The organism is Gaetbulibacter sp. PBL-D1 (genome assembly GCF_050509525.1).
Classification (GTDB): domain Bacteria; phylum Bacteroidota; class Bacteroidia; order Flavobacteriales; family Flavobacteriaceae; genus Gaetbulibacter_B; species Gaetbulibacter_B jejuensis.
Map to the genome: position 1 here is coordinate 61908 of NZ_JBNWKB010000005.1, position 18530 is coordinate 80437.

The 18530-nt window shown below is 33.1% G+C and carries 11 protein-coding genes; 5 read left to right on the forward strand and 6 right to left on the reverse strand.

The window, feature by feature from the left end; all coding sequences use genetic code 11:
* Positions 1–2 precede the first annotated feature (2 nt).
* The 3 genes from ACQ0RB_RS05515 to ACQ0RB_RS05525 form a co-directional block, all read right to left on the reverse strand.
* The gene (locus ACQ0RB_RS05515) at positions 3–1481 is read right to left on the reverse strand and encodes a RagB/SusD family nutrient uptake outer membrane protein (protein WP_430497072.1); all 1479 of its coding nucleotides are present in this window, start codon (positions 1479–1481) and stop codon (positions 3–5) included.
* A 12-nt stretch (positions 1482–1493) separates the two neighbouring features.
* The gene (locus tag ACQ0RB_RS05520) at positions 1494–4520 is read right to left on the reverse strand and encodes a SusC/RagA family TonB-linked outer membrane protein (RefSeq protein WP_430497074.1); all 3027 of its coding nucleotides are present in this window, start codon (positions 4518–4520) and stop codon (positions 1494–1496) included.
* A 241-nt stretch (positions 4521–4761) separates the two neighbouring features.
* Positions 4762–7575: a triple tyrosine motif-containing protein gene (locus ACQ0RB_RS05525; RefSeq protein WP_430497076.1), complete on the reverse strand. Its 2814-nt coding sequence runs from the start codon at positions 7573–7575 to the stop codon at positions 4762–4764.
* A 196-nt stretch (positions 7576–7771) separates the two neighbouring features.
* Between ACQ0RB_RS05525 and ACQ0RB_RS05530 the strand changes: the two genes are divergently transcribed.
* The 5 genes from ACQ0RB_RS05530 to ACQ0RB_RS05550 are packed head-to-tail and all read left to right on the forward strand — an operon-like array spanning position 7772 to position 14560.
* On the forward strand, positions 7772–8254 hold the full coding sequence (locus ACQ0RB_RS05530; protein ID WP_430497078.1) for a GbsR/MarR family transcriptional regulator: 483 nt from the start codon (positions 7772–7774) through the stop codon (positions 8252–8254).
* A gap of 19 nt (positions 8255–8273) precedes the next feature.
* Positions 8274–9398 (forward strand): efflux RND transporter periplasmic adaptor subunit, encoded by a 1125-nt coding sequence (locus tag ACQ0RB_RS05535; protein ID WP_430497080.1) that lies wholly within the window; start codon positions 8274–8276, stop codon positions 9396–9398.
* 19 nt (positions 9399–9417) lie between these two features.
* The gene (locus ACQ0RB_RS05540; protein ID WP_430497082.1) at positions 9418–12552 is read left to right on the forward strand and encodes an efflux RND transporter permease subunit; all 3135 of its coding nucleotides are present in this window, start codon (positions 9418–9420) and stop codon (positions 12550–12552) included.
* Positions 12553–12557: 5 nt separating this feature from the next.
* Positions 12558–13955 (forward strand): efflux transporter outer membrane subunit, encoded by a 1398-nt coding sequence (locus ACQ0RB_RS05545; RefSeq protein ID WP_430497084.1) that lies wholly within the window; start codon positions 12558–12560, stop codon positions 13953–13955.
* 2 nt (positions 13956–13957) lie between these two features.
* Entirely contained in the window at positions 13958–14560 is a 603-nt protein-coding gene (locus tag ACQ0RB_RS05550; RefSeq protein ID WP_430497086.1) for a TetR/AcrR family transcriptional regulator, read from the forward strand.
* Between the two features lie 50 nt (positions 14561–14610).
* On the opposite strand, the gene ACQ0RB_RS05555 is transcribed toward ACQ0RB_RS05550, so the two are convergent.
* From ACQ0RB_RS05555 to ACQ0RB_RS05565, 3 genes are read right to left on the reverse strand one after another with little or no spacing between them, the layout of a single operon-like run.
* Positions 14611–16044 (reverse strand): cell wall anchor protein, encoded by a 1434-nt coding sequence (locus ACQ0RB_RS05555; RefSeq protein ID WP_430497088.1) that lies wholly within the window; start codon positions 16042–16044, stop codon positions 14611–14613.
* 2 nt (positions 16045–16046) lie between these two features.
* The gene (locus ACQ0RB_RS05560) at positions 16047–18011 is read right to left on the reverse strand and encodes a T9SS type A sorting domain-containing protein (protein WP_430497090.1); all 1965 of its coding nucleotides are present in this window, start codon (positions 18009–18011) and stop codon (positions 16047–16049) included.
* Between the two features lie 33 nt (positions 18012–18044).
* Entirely contained in the window at positions 18045–18518 is a 474-nt protein-coding gene (locus ACQ0RB_RS05565) for a response regulator (protein WP_262732942.1), read from the reverse strand.
* Between the last annotated feature and the right edge of the window lie 12 nt (positions 18519–18530).

An 18530-nucleotide genomic window follows, 5' to 3' on the forward strand; every position in this document is an offset into this window, starting at 1 on the left:
TTTTAGTATCCTGGGTTTTGTTCCCAATTTCCGTTTGAGAATTGAATCTCTTGTAATGGAATAGGAAATAATTCGTTCTTATTAGCTGTAAATCCTGGTATTTCAGTACCTCTTCCTGTTCTTACCAAATCAAAGAAGTGATGACCTTCACCTATTAACTCTACGCGTCTTTCATGATAAATAGCTTGTGTTAAAGCGTCTCCTGTTGCTGTAACATTATGCTCTGTATCACCAAAGGCTCTTTGTCTTACTCTATTTAGGAAATTTTGAGCTTTAGTATCATTGATATTTCCTCTGTTAAAAGCTTCAGCAGCCATTAATAACACATCAGCAAAACGAATTGCTCTGTAATTATTAGGGTTTGTTAGGTTTAAATCTCCTGCAGCTTCAGTACTTCTAGTTCTTGGTAAATACTTTCTGTTGAAATATCCTGTATGTTCATAAGCAGTACCATAAGTAGCTCCTGTTTCATCTGCCCATGCTTGGATATCTAAAATTGCAACGTCTTTTCTTAAGTCACCATCTTCAAACTCGTCAACAGCTTCTTGAACAGGAACATTAAAGCTAAATCCAGGTGTAAACAGTGGGCCACTATAGTTTCTTACTCCGCTAAAACCAACTGCTACATTACCTTCGCTACACTGTAAACAATCGAATCCTGCTCCTTCAACATCAGTATATTGAACTTCAAATACTGACTCAATTCCGTTTTCGCCTTCCATCTCAAAAATGGTATCATAGTCGGTAACCAAATCATACGGTCCATCCATAATTAAAAGGTCTAATACATTTGCTGCTTCTGGAAACTTATCTTGATATAAATACACTTTTCCTAATAATGCTTGTGCTGAACCTTTAGTTGCTCTTCCTGTTTGTGGTGCAGTGTAAGTAAGATTATTTACTGCGTAGATTAAATCGGTTTCAATAAGCGCATAGACATCTTCAACTGGTGACCTTGGTATTATGGTTTCATCACCTAATTGAAATCTTGATTCCTTAATTGGAATTGGACCAAACCATTTTACTAATTCAAAATTGAAATAAGCTCTTAAAAATCTTGCTTCAGCAATTATTGTTTCTCTACCTTCAAAATCGGTTTTATCTTGAAATTCTAGAATATAATTTGCACGATTAACACCTGCATACATCCAGTTCCATATATCTCTTAGGTTACTGTTTACTGGTGTATGAATCATATCGTCAATTTGTTGCCACCCAACAACGTCAGTAGCACTCTCTCCTCCACATAAAGTATTATTAGAAGCTATTTCTCCTAGAATAACATTGGCATAGGTAGATTGAAGTATATCGTAAACTGCTATTAAGGCATTGTAATAATCGTCTTCTGAATTGAAATAGTTTTCAGAATCTATGTTATATGTCGATACATCTTCTAAATAGTCGTCACCACAAGCATTAATGGCTAAACCCATAACGATTAAAAGTGACAGTTTTTTAATTTTTCTTAAGTATGTTTTCATTTTAATCATTTTTTATAGTGAAAGATTTAACCCTAATAAATACTGTCTTGATATTGGATAAAACCCATAGTCGATTCCTCCTCCAATTGCATCTCCAGAAGTAGCTGCAGGATCATACCCTGAGTATTCAGTAAATGTAAATGCATTGTTTACCGCTGCATAAATTCTGAATTTACTCATTCCTATTTTTTCTAAAACATTATCAGGTAATGAGTATCCTAATTGGATGTTTTGAATTCTCAAGAATGATGCATCTTCCACATAAAAATCAGAGAATAATCTGTTTGTAGTTGAGGCAGTTGTAACTCTAGGTACTGTATTACTAGTACCTTCACCTCTCCATCTATTAAGGTATAAATTAGAACGGTTTACATTAGGTTGAGACCTCTCATAGTTTCTAACCATTTCTTTTCCAACTTCAGCATACATATAGGTTGCAAGATCAAAATTCTTGAAGTTTACACTTAAATTCAATCCCATATAATAGTCTGCTTGCGGTTTTCCTAAATAGGTTCTATCATCAAAATCGATAACTCCATCACCATTAACATCAGCATAACGAATATCTCCTGGAGCAGCTTCGGCTCCTAATGCCAATTGTGAAGGATGTGCTTCAACTTCAGCTTGGTTTTGAAATATTCCATCTGTTTTTAATCCGTAAAAATATCCTATTGGTTGTCCTACTTCCATTCTTGATGGTGCTAATTGGCCCACACCAAAAGCGCCTCCTTCAGGAATAACATCTCCATTGATTGAAATTACTTCTCCTTTTACATTAGTAAAGTTGAAATTAGCAGCAAAACTTAAGTTATCAGAAAAGTCATCTTTATAACCAATACTAAATTCAAACCCCTTACTACGTGTTGTTCCAGCATTAACCGTTGGGTTCCCTCCTCCTGGAGCAGCAGTTCCTAAAATACCTGAAACTGGTAAACCTCCTATAAGCAGATCTTCTCTGTCTTCAACAAAATAATCTGCTGTAATGTCTACTTTATTGTTAAGTAATGTAATATCAAAACCTACATCTAGCTTTTCTGCTGTTTCCCATTGTGCATTAGGGTTTGGCAACCTACCATTTGCAACTCCTGTTACTAAAGCACCATCCATTACATAAGTAGCTTCTCCATTTAATAAAGCTCTATATAAATCGGCTCCAACGTTATTACCAAGCGTACCATAACTAGCTCTTAATTTTAAGAAATCTATTACTTCTGAATCTTCCATAAATGGCTCATCAGAAATTTTCCAACCAGCAGTTACAGACTTAAAATAGTCTACTCTATTTTCTGGAGAAAAATCTGAAGCAGCATCTCTACGAACCATTGCAGATAATAAATATTTACCCATATAATCGTATTGCAGCCTTCCAAAGTAAGATGTTAGCCTGTTATCGTAAACATAAGAAGCATTTGATTTTGCATCACTTAATCCTGGTGTTAAACTTATATCTGCAAATTCCCAAGAGTTGTTTGGTACATCAAATCCGCTTGCGCTTAAACCATCTCCCCAATTTCTTTGAGCACTTGTACCCAATGTTACTGTTGCGTGGTGCTTATCGGCAAATGTTTTATCGTAATTAATGAATGTTTCCCAAGTATAAGAGTTGTAATGGTTTCTCGATTGGTCAACTCTACTTCTAGGATTGTTAAATACTTTTCCTGTTCCATACTCAACAATTGGAGCAAACGATTTTCCTTTATCAGAATATACTTTGTATCCAATTCTTGAGGTTACGGTCAATTCTTTTAAAGGTTTGTATTCTAACTGAAAATTACCTTCAATATTAGTTCCGTTGTAACTGTTATAAGTATTTCTTATTTGTGACAGTGGGTTAATTACTTCGTTTCCTAAAGTACCATTCCAATCTTCTTCGTCAACGTTAAAAGTTGGCGCATAGTTTAAAGCATTAAATAATACCGAACCTAAAGCGTTCTCTGAAAACCCTCTACTTGATGCAGTAAAGTAATTGGCATTAGTTGTAAACTTGAATTTTTCAGAAATATCTATTCCTAAGTTAATCTTGATGTTGTTTCTAACAAAATCAGATTTATCTCTAGCTACTATACCATCTTGCTCCAAACGCGAAGCTCCAACATAGTAAGTAATTTTTTCACCACCACCAGACAAACTAACATTATGGTTAGTAATAGGTGCATTACTAAATACTTCGTCTTGCCAATCAGTTCCGGCTCCTAATCCTGAAACATCAGGATAAGGTAGTGCTTGTCCATTAGCAGCATAACTCTCATTAAGTAATAATGCATACTCTGTAGCATTTAAGTAAGGAAGTGTACGTGTTGTCTCTTGAGTTCCTGTATATGCATTATATGAAAACTTTGGTGCTGAATTTTTCTTACCAGACTTTGTAGTAATTAAAACGACACCATTTGCTCCTTTAATACCATAAATTGCAGCTTGGGCATCTTTTAATATAGTCATTGACTCAATATCATTTGGACTTATAGTGTTAAAGGATGACACCTCATAACCATCAACAATGTAAAGTGGTTTGTTACTACCATTAGAGCTAATACCTCTAATTATAATATTAAACTCAGCTCCTGGAGAACCCGAAGGTGAGTTAACAGTAACACCCGAAGATGTACCTTGAAGTGCAATTGCTGCATCTACAGGTTTTAAATCTTCTAAAGTTTCAGATGATACTAGAGACACAGCTCCAGTAACATCTTTTCTCTTTTGTGTTCCGTAACCAATAACTACTACCTCGTCTAAAGATTCGGCATCTTCAACTAAAAGGATTGAGATTTCTTGACTACTTGTTACAGTTACTTCTTGAGTTTGATACCCTAAATAAGTAACTACTAAAATTGAATTAATTGGCACATCGTTAATTGAGAAATTTCCATCAAAATCGGTCGAAGCACCTTTTGCAGTGTTTTTAACAACAATATTTACACCAGGTAGTGGTGCATTTGTTGCTACATCTTTTACATTACCTTTTACATTAATTGTTTGCGCATAAGAAAATGCGGAAAACATAAATAAGGCAATAAAAGCAATGAAGTATGTTTTTTTCATATAGATTGAATATTAGTTGTACAGTAAAACTATTACATTACAATAATAAATTATCAAAAACGCACGCTACAAAAAACATACAAATCAAAAAAAATCACATTTTTTTACGAATTTGATAAAAAACCCCTGCTGTTGTTAGGTTTTAGAAGCATTACAAAACACCAAACTACATCGTTGTAGATTAGCTATTTGCATAAAATGTTGTGGTAATGTATAGGTGTTTTAACTATTTGTTTGGGTGTTATAAATCCAAGATATAATTTGTTAAGCTTACATCATGCTCTAATTCCATTTTTTTGCGAAGTCTGTATCGTTTTACTTCTACACTTCTAGGAGAAATATTTAGTAAAGGAGCAATTTCTTTTGAGCTTAAATTTAGTCGCAAATAAGCACATAATCTCAAATCGTTTGGAGTAAGTGATGGGTGTTTAGCTTTAATCTTCTTAAGAAAATCTTTATCAGCATTATTAAAGGCTTCCTGGAAGAGTTTCCAATCGTCTGTATTATTAAGGTTTTTATCAATGATTTTAATAACAGGTTTTAAACCCTTTCCTTCTTGGGCAGCTTTAAGTTCATCTTTAATGCTATTTAAAAACTCATTTTTCTTTATCAAACTCATTGTAGAAATAGCCAGCTCTCGGTTTTTATTATCAATGTCTTGTTGTAGCTTTTCGTTTTCAAAAGCCATAAGCTGTTGTTCATTTTCCAACTTCTTAAGATCTAATTCGCGTTGAGTTCTTTCTAGTAGTTTTTCACGTTGCTTTTTGTAATAGTTTTTATATACATTATGCATAAAGAATGAAAAGAGCGCAACTCCCAACACATATAAAATTATCATTGTATTGGTTATATACCAAGGCTTTGCTATAGCAAAATTATAAGATGCTACATTGGTTGTAATAGTATTACCTACTCTTCCTCTTACTTTAAAAGTGTAGTTTCCGTAAGGTAAATTTTTAAAAGATTCTTCAGAATGGTTACTCCACGAACTCCAATTATCGTAAATTCCCTTAAGCTGATATTGATACTCTGCCTCAGAATAGCGATTAAATTCAGAGATACTATACGAGAATGTTAAGTTGTTTTCTTTATTTTCAAAATTTCCTGACACAGATTTATCTATAGCACTTTGGTCTCCATCAAGAGCACTCATTTTTATTGTGTTGATGTCTATTTTAAACTTTCGTTCTTTAAGCTTTTCTAAATCAACTACAATATATCCTGATGAAGACCCTAAAAGGTATTTTTGACCATGCAAGTAAGATATATTCTCATAACCTGTCATTTCATTTCTCAATGAACTTGGTAAAGCAATTGAATGTATTTCTGGGATAAGACTTAATTTCCCAGGTGTAAGATAGTTAAGTTCCTTATCAGAAAAACTCCAAAGCCTATTCGAGTTTTGATGCGCAATCAACTTACCTGAGGTGTAGCTTTGCTCATTAAATAACTTACTGTATATAGAATCTCTTTGAAATGTACTGTTTTCAGAATCATATTTAAAAACCCCTTTTTTATAGGCATAATAAATTGAATTGTTAAATTTTACTAGACTAGAATTATAGCCTTTATCTACAGTACTATCTTTTGTGAGTTTAATAACTTTGGTTAAGGCATCGTCAACTTTTATTTTAAAAACTCCTTTGTACTCATGACTTACTAGAATCTCATTATTTTGTGATTGCTCAAAATACTTAGATGAATTATTAAATCCTTCTATTTTATTTCTGAAAGTCCAACCTAATGATGTTTTCTCTAAAATGTTCAACCCATTATAATTTCCTTGTAACAGTAGGTTTTCAGCATCTTTAATAGATTGAATATCCCAAGTACCTTGAACATTGGAAACTAATTGTGCTGAATCATTTTCTACTACATAAGTTCCCATATTATGACCACAAAATAATTGGTCATTTACAACTCTCAAACACCAAACCTGTCCTTTAGTACCTTTAATAAATTTAAACGCTTCGCTGCTATCTTCTTTTTTGTAGAAAAGCCCTTGATTAGTTCCTAAATAAAGGTTTCCGTTGTAAACTGCTGAACAATACACAGTTCCTAAATCGCCTTTTATATCATTGTAAATTCTAAACGGAGAAGTAATATTAACACAGTTAACACCATTATCTAGACCAAGCCATATATTGTTATCCACATCTTCCATTAAAGATAATACAGTATTATTGCCCAAGCCATCTTCATGATTTATAGAATAATTAATTATACCATCTTCGGTTAAATGCAACAAACCGTTTGATATTGTTCCTAAAGCAAAACTGTTATCCTTAAGCTGAATACTACTGTAAATCGTGAAATTTAATAATTGAACATTGGCAGGAATATTCCATTTTCTTAATTCATCATTATTGTAAACAAATAACCCTTCAGATTGCGTGTGTATCAACAATGATTGCCCTTGTTGAAATACATTTACTATCCTACTACTCTTCAATACTTCATGGTTACTTACTAATTTAGGTAAGCCGTTTTCTAACTTGAATAAACCTTTGCCATACTTCTGAAAGTAAATACTGTTACCTACCTTGTACATTTTAACAATTTCAGTTTCACATTCAATAACCTTTATTGTTTGGTTTGAAATATTATAAATATAAATTCTATTTAAAGACTGAAACAATACCCAATCATCAACTCCTATGATGTTCCAAAACTGTTCGTCTTCAATAAGTGGTTGCTGTAAAGTTTTAGATATTGAGGTATAATCTAAAGTTCCAAATTGATTATACGACCAATAACCAAATTCCATATAACAACCTGTATAAATACGCTCATTAATAGCTTTTACTGAACGCATAACAGTTTCGTTAGGTGAATTATAAAGTGTCCATACTGCTCCATTAAACTCTAGAAGACCTTTATTATTTGCTACATATACATATCTATTTTCTGCTTGGGTGATTGACCAGTTTTGATTTCCTGCATTGTAATCTTTAGTAGTAAATACTTCAATTGGAGGCAACTCGTCTTGAGAAAAGCAAACACTAAACTGTATCGCTATAAAAAGAAAAGAAAGTATATAAGTTTTAATTTTCACTCAATGTTAAATTATTAGTTACACAAGTATACAAATAAATAAAAAAACACAACTCTCAAATTATACAATCATTGGTCAGTACTATACTTATCAATTTATTTTAACAACCCTAACTTTTTTTAACAATTGTTTAACTTCGATTAGTTCGGATTGTTCCGAACCAATTAATATTTTTGCATCGTAAAACTTAAATAAGATGAAAACAATGGATGGGAAAAAGTGTGAGTTAGTAGAAAAACTAGGGATTCATTTTGAAAGAAAAAAGCAAATGGCTCCTGTAGCTGCAAGAATTTTTTCTTATGTAATTTTAACAGGAAAACAGGGCACTACGTTTGAAGATTTAGTGTCGAACCTTTGTGCTAGCAAGAGTACAATCTCAACGCATCTTAATCATTTACAAGATTTAAAAAAAATAACCTATTTCACCAAAACAGGTGACAGAAAAAAATACTTCATTATGGATCATGACACTATGATTCGTGATATAGGAAATCTAGTTGAAGAGTGGAAATCTGAACAACAACTTCACCTAGAGATTATGGATTTTAAAAGAGATGCCAACAAAAACTTGAGCGATGAAAACAAATTTGACCTACAATTTCATGAAAGTTTTGTAGAATTTCATGATGAAGCCATAAAATCAATAAATAAATTAAAAGAAACAATTGTAAATAATTAATACTAATCAAAATCAAAAAATGAAACAATTTCGAATATATAGTACGATAGTTTTGGGAGTTGCCACATTAGTGTTTACAGGGTGTAAACAAGAACAGCAACAAACACAACAGCAAGCTCAAGCTTTACCATTTACAGTAACTGAAGTTCCTCAAAAAAGCGCTACTGCCTATACAACCTACCCAACAACAATTGAAGGAACCATAAACAGTGAAGTACGTGCAAAGGTATCTGGTTACATTCAAAAAGTTTTGGTAGATGAAGGCCAGCAAGTTAAAAAGGGACAAGCTCTTTTTAAATTGGAAACTCAATCTTTAAGTCAAGATGCTGAAGCTGCTAAAGCTAGTGTTAATGTAGCTCAGGTAGAAGTTGACAAACTAAAGCCTTTGGTAGAAAAAAATATAATAAGCTCAGTACAATTAGAAACTGCTAAAGCTAATTTAGCACAAGCCAAAAGCGCTTATAATAGTATTGTTGCAAATATTGGTTATGCAACAGTAGTAAGCCCTGTAGATGGTTATGTTGGAGCTATTCCTTACAGAGAAGGGTCTTTAGTAAGTGCTACAAGTGCTAAACCATTAACTACTGTTGCAAGTATAGAAAAAGTATATGCCTATTTTTCTATGAATGAAACTGAATATTTAAACTTCTTACAACAAACAGAAGGTAAAACACTTCAGGACAAAATAAACAACTTCCCAAAGGTTGAATTGCTGTTAGCTAATGGTCAAACCTACAACCAACAAGGAATTATCCAAACAGTAACAGGACAAATAGATGCTAATACAGGAACGGTAAGTTTTAGGGCTATTTTTGAAAACCCTAACCTTTTATTAACCAATGGTAACAGTGGTACTATTGAAATTCCTAAGCATTATGAAAATGTTGCTGTAGTACCTCAAACTGCTACTTTTGAGCAACAAGGACAAACATTTGTTTATAAAGTTGAAAATAACACTACAGTTTCAACTCCTATTTCAATTCAAGATAAAACCAATGAACTTTATATTGTAAACTCAGGCGTACAAAAAGGAGATATAATAGTGGTTAAGGGTATTGGTAAACTTAGAAACCGAACACCTATTCAACCACAAAAAGTTGCTTTTGATAGCATCGTAAAACCAATAAAAACTTTGTTTCAATAATATTTAGAAGACAAAAATCATGTTAAAAACCTTTATAGAAAGACCGGTTTTATCGACCGTTATTTCCATCATTATAGTTATTCTGGGTGTTTTAGGGTATTCAACCTTACCAGTAGAACAATATCCAGACATTGCACCTCCAACTATTCAAGTAAATGCAACTTACCCTGGAGCAAGTGCCGAAACAATCTTGGAGAGTGTTATCATTCCTATTGAAGAACAAATAAACGGAGTTGAAGGAATGACTTATATGACTTCCTCTGCTGACAATAATGGTACAGCAAACATTACTGTTTATTTCGATCAGGAAATGGATCCAGACATAGCAGCTGTAAACGTTCAAAACCGTGTAGCACGTGCAAATCCATTATTACCCAGTGAAGTAATTCAAACAGGTGTAACTACTCAAAAACAGCAGACATCTGCTTTAATGTTCTTGTCCGTATTTTCAAAAAATGAAGATTACAATGCTACTTTTGTTCAGAATTATTTAAAAATCAACGTTATTCCTGCATTACAAAGGGTTAATGGTGTTGGTAATGTACAAGTATTCTCCAACCAAGATTATGCTATGCGAGTATGGTTAAAACCAGAAAAACTAGCAGCTTACAATCTTGTTCCTAGCGATGTTACAGCAGCTTTACAAGAACAAAGTTTAGAAGCATCTGCTGGTTCTTTAGGGCAAAACGATGGACAAGCATTTTCATACAATATTAAGTATAGTGGTCGTTTTAAAACTGAAAAACAATATGAAGACATTATCATAAAAGCTTTAGATAATGGTGAATATTTACATTTAAAAGATGTAGCAAAAATTGAGTTAGATGCTCAGGGTTATGATGGTTATGGATTTACCGAAGGTTACCCAAGTGTGAATATGGGTATTTATCAAACAGCTGGTTCTAACGCTCAGGAAATTATTGAAACCATTAAAACAGAATTAGATCGTTTATCTCTAGATTTTCCAGATGGTATCGAGTATGTGATTAATTACGACACCAACAATTTCTTAACTGCTTCCATGAACAAGGTACGTAATACCTTAATTGAAGCCTTCTTATTGGTGTTTTTGGTAGTATTTATATTCCTTCAGGATTTTCGTTCTACATTAATTCCTGCTATTGCAGTTCCAGTAGCTATTATTGGTACGTTCTTCTTTTTGAACTTATTTGGTTACTCCATTAACCTATTAACCTTATTTGCATTGGTACTGGCCATTGGTATTGTGGTTGATGATGCCATTGTGGTTGTTGAGGCAGTACATGCCAAAATAGATGAAGGTGCAACAGATGCCAAAGCAGCTACACTAGATGCCATGCATGAAATATCAGGAGCAATTATATCTATTACCTTGGTTATGGCTGCTGTATTTATTCCCGTAACCTTTATTCAAGGTCCAACAGGTGTATTCTATGAGCAATTTGGTGTTACATTGATTGTTGCCATTTTAATTTCAGCTGTCAACGCATTAACTTTAAGTCCTGCGCTTTGTGCTTTGTTTTTAAAAGGTCATGACGAAGAAGAGCACAAAAACAAAAGTTTCTTACAGAAATTCTACGATAAATTTAATGCTGGATTTAATGCCACAACCCAACGTTATGGAAAATCATTGGCATTCCTATACAAAAACAAATGGATTACAGCTTTTGTATTGATTCTCTCTGGAGTTGGAATTTGGTGGGCTGCAAACACTACTCCTACTGGATTTGTACCAAATGAAGATAGAGGAATCATATTCATGAATATTGAGTTACCTGCTGGTGCTTCAATGGACAGAACAAATATGGTGACCGAAGAATTATATGAAAAAGCCAGTGCGCTTGAAGGTGTTAAAGGTGTAACGGTTATTAACGGTAGAAGTTTGATTAGTGGAGCTGGAACAAACTATGGATTGGGATTTGTTAAGCTGAATGATTGGGATGAACGTGAAAGCGAAGACCTATCGGCTAATGCCATTATTGGTAAGTTATTTGGTATTGCAGCAACTATTCCAGATGCTAACATTATTTTCTTTGCGCCTCCGAGTATTCCAGGGTTTGGACTCTCTGGTGGATTTGAAGTGAACTTACTTGATAAATCTGGTGGTAGTTTTGAAGATTTAGATGCTACAACCCAAGAATTCATTGGTAACTTAATGAAGCATCCTGAAATTCAGTATGGACAATCATCATTCAACACAAAATATCCTCAGTATGAACTGGACATCAATGTGCCATTAGCCAAGCGTTATGGCGTTACAATTAGCAGTATATTCTCAACTTTACAAGGTTATATAGGTGGTGTGTATGCTGCAGATTTTGCGAGATTTGGAAAGCAATATAGAGTGTATGTTCAAGCCTCTCCTGAAGACAGAAGCGATGCCAATTCCCTAAACGAATTGTATATCAAAACAGGAAGTGGTGATATGGCTCCAATTACACAGTTTGTGAATTTGAAACGTGTGTACGGACCACAATCGGTAACACGATTCAACTTATATAACTCTTCAAAAATCAGTGGTGCTTCAAACCCTGGATTTAGTACAGGTGATGCCATTGCCATTGTAAATGAAGAAATCAAAAATCTGCCTAGTAACTATGAAGTTGCCTACTCAGGTTTATCTCGTGAAGAAGTTAGTGCAGGAAACCAAACAGTTGTTATTTTCTTATTAGTAATAGTGTTTGTGTATTTCTTATTAGCAGCTCAGTACGAAAGTTATTTATTACCATTATCGGTAATTTTTTCACTGCCTTTAGGTGTATTTGGAGCATTCTTTTCTACTAAAATGATGGGATTAGAAAACAACATCTACTTCCAGATTGCCTTAATTATGTTAGTTGGTCTTTTGGCTAAAAACGCGATTCTTATCGTGGAGTTCGCTGTACAACGTCGACGACATGGTGAAAGTTTGGTAGATGCAGCTATAAATGGAGCCAAAGCACGTTTACGTCCTATTTTAATGACATCTTTTGCCTTTATTTTAGGATTAATGCCATTAGTATTGGCTAAAGGTGTAGGTGCCGAAGGAAACAACTCCATTGGTACAGGAGCAGCTGGTGGAATGTTTATTGGAACAATTTTAGGTGTTTTCATTATTCCTATTCTGTTTATACTATTCCAATGGCTACAAGAAAAAATATCACGTAAACCTGTTATTGAAACTAAAGAAGCTTAATTAATATGAATTCTATTATAAATAAAACCTTAGTTGTGGTCGTTATGGCCACAACTTTACAAAGTTGTTTTGTTGCAAAGGACTATACACGTCCTGAATTAGATGAAACAGAACATTTGTACAGAACTGATAACTTACCACAAGATAGTTTGTCTATGGCAGATGTATCATGGAAAGATATGTTCTCTGACACTTACTTAAAACAATATATTGAAGAAGGTCTTCAAAACAACTTGGACGTTCGTGTGGCTATTCAACAAATAGCTGCTGCTGAAGCTTACATGAAACAAGGTAAAGCTAGTTATTTTCCAACATTAAACGCAAATGCACAGGTAACCCATCAAGAGTTATCTGAAAACAGTCAGTTTGGTGGTTTGTTTTCTTCTTTAGACCAATATGAACTTTCAGCAAACTTATCTTGGGAAGCTGACATTTGGGGAAAAATAAGAAGTAATAAACGTGCTGGCGAAGCTAGCTATTTACAAACAGTTGCAGCTCATCAAGCTGTTAAAACACAATTAGTTTCAGCTATTGCTTCAACCTACTACCAATTGTTAGCTTTAGATGCTCAATTGGAAATTACAAATCAAACTATTGCAACAAGAGATAGTAGTGTGTACACCATTAAAGCACTTAAAGATGCTGGACAAGTGACTCAAGTTGCAGTGGACCAAAATATAGCACAATACAATAATGCAAAAGCACTAAAAGTAGATTTAGAAGCTGCTATTTTTAAAACTGAAAATGCTTTTAATTTATTATTAGGAAGACCAGCAGAAACTGTTAACCGAAGTGCATTAACTCAACAGCAGTTAAATGCTGATATTAAATTAGGTGTTCCTGCTACTCTACTTAGCAACAGACCTGATGTTATTGCTGCCGAATACAGCTTAATTAATGCCTTTGAATTAACCAATGTTGCTAGAAGTAATTTTTACCCATCGCTAACCTTAACAGCAAGTGGCGGATTTCAAAGTTTAGAATTAGATGAATTATTTAATGCCAATTCATTGTTCGCTACTCTTGTTGGAGGATTAACACAGCCAATATTTAACAAGAGACAAATTAAAACTCAGCATGAAGTAGCTGTAGCTCAACAAGAACAAGCCTTATTAAACTTTAAAAAGACTTTATTAACAGCTGGTAACGAAGTATCAAATGCATTATACGATTATGATGCTGAAACTGAAAAATTTGAATACAGACAAAATGAAGTTGAAGCGCTACGACAAGCTGAAGCTAATTCTGAGGAATTACTTAAAAATGGTTATGCTAATTACTTAGACCTATTAACTGCAAGAGAAAGCGCTTTAAATGCTGAATTGAATGTTATTGATAATAAACTACAGCAGTTATTAAGTGTTGTTAATTTGTATGAAGCACTTGGTGGTGGCTGGAAATAATAATGATAAGTAAAGAAGAACTTTTGGAATGTTCGGTGGCTAATTTTACCACCTTTGGAAGCAAGCGTTTTACTATGGACGAGTTGGCGCACTGTTTGGGTATTTCCAAAAAAACTATTTACAAATATTACAGTAGTAAAGAGGAGCTTGTTATAGCTAGTGTTACGTGTTTGATAGACTCTTTTAATGAAAATATAAAGGAAATAATAGCTAAAGAACAAGACCCTCTTTCTTGTATTATACTATTGTACAAACGAGGGTTTGAGTATTTAAAACACTTTAAACCTTCGTTTATTTTTGGCTTAAAAAAATACTACCCTGAAGCCAATAAAGTCTTTGATGATTTTAGAGATGAGTTTGTAAACGAAATTATTTATGGGCTACTACAAAAAGCTCAAGTATTTAAGTTTATTAGTAGTGATGTGAATATAAAATTGTTTTGCGAGTTGTATTTTAAGAGGTTTGAAGAAATTGCTTTTAAAGACAATACGCTTTTTGACACTTACAGTAATGATGAGCTTTTAAATCATTTTGTGATTTTTAGTTTAAAAGGAATTATTAATTCTGATTACGAAAATCCTCATTTTAAAAAAGCCTCCTTTTAATACAAAAAGGAGACTTCTCTACTAATCAATTCAAAAAAACACTTACTTTATTATTGAGCTATTAGGTTTAAAGAAACCACAAGCAAACTACCTCCTCCAGAGAATTTTTCGGCCCAAACCTCTATGTAATCGCCTTGAGACAATTCAACTGAACCCACAACAGACACAGCTCCTACATCATTATTTGCTCCAATTTCTCTATAAACTTTGGTGTCTTCTAAAACACTTCCATTTTTTGCTATATAGAAGATATAAATTGAGTTATAGTTATCACCTTGAAAAGAAATACTAGATGATATGTGAAAGTTTCTAGTCTTAACACCATCATAAACAATTCTATTATCAACAGGAGCACTAAATCTAAATAAGTTATTAGATGTTGAGGTTCCTACAAGCTTTGTCTCAACTCCTGATCCTATTGATCCAAAATCTGTTTCAAAGCCACTACCAATTGGTGCATCTAGGTGTATATCTCCACTTGCTACATTATCAGTTTCTAATTGAATTCCTGGACAATCCACATCCCAAGCTGTAGTGAAGTTATAACCAGGATATGTTCCTACTGTATATGGGTTTACTCTTGTTCCTGCTCCTGTAAAACTTATTTCAGAAAGCGAAGCAGAAATATTAATTGTAGGGTTTGCACTTAAATCAATTCCTGTTTCTCCAGAATCTGCTACAACTCTTCCATTAGCCAATTGCAAATTATCAAATGTCCCTGAAAGAGTTAAAAAAGTACCTGAATTAGTATCAGTCCAAAATACTTTATCCATATACAAAGACGTGATATTTGAAGCATCAATACCATCACTAGAGTTAATGAGCTGAAACACCTCAAAATATACTAAACCTAAGTTACTTAATGTTCCTATTGAAGATGCTCCATTAATAATTACACTATATCCAACAACACTTTCTGCTCCAGACCCTGTGATATCAAAAACTTGTTGTCCATTACCACTAATCACAACATCTTTAATACGTCCACCTTTACTACCACTAAACAAAGCTGAACCTGTATTATTTACAAGAATATCTTCTCCTGTGTCATGTCCTTCAATATATGCTCCATTTAAATCTATTGGGTTATCTATTAGTATTGTTCCGTTAATTTCATATAAGTAATTTTCGTTTAAAACATATTTTCCACCTGATAATTCATCAGATAAATCAGCAACACTTTTAACCAACTTATAATTAGTTCTAGTTTCTGCTCCCTCTAATGGCAACCAACTTCCTCCATTATAAAAATAAAACACATTTTCATCGGTATCGAATACCAAAAGCCCTTCAGCTGGACTAGAAATTGCAGTTCTTTGAGTAGTGGTCATTCGTGGTGTTAACATTCCTTTTTCCGTAGAGCTTATATCTAACATTGAAGAAGGATCTGGATTGGTTGTTCCAATTCCAACTTGAGAAAAACCGTTGTAATTAAAACCTATGCATAAGGTTATAATAGAGATTATAAATTTTATTTTTTTCATAACTAGTAGTTTAAGATTTTTTGGGTGTATTTGCTATTAATTGTTTCTATCTGTACAATATAAACTCCATCACTTTCGCTAAATGGAATTGATATGTTTGTTTTATTATTAAGGCTCTTATTTAAGGCTAATATTTCTTGACCTAATACATTAAATACTTTTATAGATTTAAGCTCTACTCTATTTGCATTACTTATAATTATATGCTCATTACCATCATAATAAATTTTGACATTTTCAATATCGTTGTCATTATTAGATAAAGTTGCTTGCGGCATAAATACTATTGAAAATCTATCTAAATATTCGCCTATTGGTAAATTAACACTGTAGCTAGACTCGGTTAAATTATGAGTAGTGTTTAATACATTATCTTTTAAATAAACATTATCAGAAAAGTTTTCAAGAGCATCAATCATGATATTATGTGTTCCATTTTCAGAAATTAAAATACCTATAGGGAACTCTAACGTATTTTGATAATCATCTAAACCTTGAATTGCATATTTTTTAGTTAAGTCGTTATCAATAATAAAAAACATATCATCTTCTCTATGTCTATTTATCAGTGCATCATAACCCAAGTTATAGTTTATATCAGCTGGTGAATTTGGTAAAAAACCAAGTAATAATTGCCTGTGAAATCCTTCTGGATCTTCGTAACCTAGTCTAATGTATTGTTTAACTGATTCTTGCTGGTTACTATCTGTTGTACTATAAAAAATAGACTCTTCAACTACTTCAGACTTAAATGCTCTTTGAGAGTTATTAAACACAATAGAACCTGTACCATAAGCTTCAACAAAAAAGCCCTGACCAACTGGCACATATTGTTTTGGAGGTGTAACACTACCTGAGCTACCTAGTCCACTTATTAAAGGTGATGCTATTGAAGGAGGTGTACCTCCTGTTAAATTTCTTATTGCATAACCTCCTAAATAATCGGTTAAAGCATGAGAAGTTGATCCTCCATCAACCCAAAAGTAAAGCGCATCTAGAAGTAAAATATTATCATTAATAAACTTTTCAGAATCAAGTGCAGAAGGATACGGATTCCCTAACAATGATTGCTCTCCTGAGTTTATTGCAAACGAATAATCTCCATTATTTGGCGCTCCATAATACACATAATTTTGTTCTGACAATAGAGTGTTTGTCCCTTTCATGGTATAACCTTGTCCAGGGTTTAAAGTGCTGTTTTCATCTAAACTTACCCAATCAGAATATGCTCCTGTACCTTGCATGTATTGATACAACCAATAGGTATTAATGGTCAAAGGTGTAATTACATTATCAGATCCATCAACAACCGATGGCAAACCATTGTATGGCGAACCAGAATTAAATGAAGCTTGTTGTGGATTAAATGAATTAATACTAGAATCTGTACCATCAAACTTTCCGCCTAATAGTGAAAATGTACCACCATTGTTAATTGGAGACGACCAATAGTTAAACTTATAGGCTGATGAGTATCCTTGTTGGTCAATTAACAACTTTCCTGATGTTATTGTATTAGCATCAACACCAGAGTGCGCTTGGATTAGTTGTGCTTCTCCTACAAGTCTAATATCTCCACTTGTAAAATTTACAGCATTTTCTACATTTAAAGCAAATCCATCGTTTACTGAAAGTCCTTTAGTGTTAGTTGCTGTTACATCAACTTCTAAGTTGTAAAAGTTAATTTCATTAGATAATCCAGAAATGCTTAACAAAGGATTACTCGCACTTTTAAAATAAGTAGTTCCTGAAGTGGAGGTTGTAGTTCCGTTGTTTACAAAGTTGTTGTTTAGGTATAAATTACCATCGTTGTTATGAGTTCCTGTTGTTTTATTAGTGTATTCATTTTCAAAATAAACATCAGTTGATGCTGAGATTTCAAATACTCCTTCATTTGAGATTTGCGAGTACCCAAATGAAAAGCAAAAAAGAGCAAGAAAACATATTTTAGTGTAGTTTTTCTTCATAAAAAAAGGCTATAGTTAATAAAGTAGATTGGGTTAGGGTGTAATTCTTAAAGCATCAGAGTTATAATTTTCTTTGTGATATTTGCAGTTACTTGAATAGGTTTCAATTTTTGAAAACACCTTATATAAATGATCTTTTCTTAAAGGCTTGTAGATTAAATCTTCACAGAGTAATTCGTTTTTTGCCTTTATAACATCTTTTAGGTTAGTTGTAGCTGAGAGCATATAAATTTTTATCTCTTTCCTTTTAGGCTTCTTTAGTTTTTTAAATTCTTCTAAGAATTGAAAGCCATCCATAAAAGGCATACTAATGTCTAGTAAAATGATGTCTGGTAAGGAAAGCGTTGGGTAAACAGTTTTACCGTCTAGAATTTGCAAAAACTTAAGCGCAGAATTTGCGTTTACAAAGGTTCGTACATTGCAATCTGGCACAACCTTTTCAATTGTTTTTTGACTAACAAATAAATCAATTTTATTATCGTCAATTAACATAATGTTCAACTTCATAAGTAGGTAGTT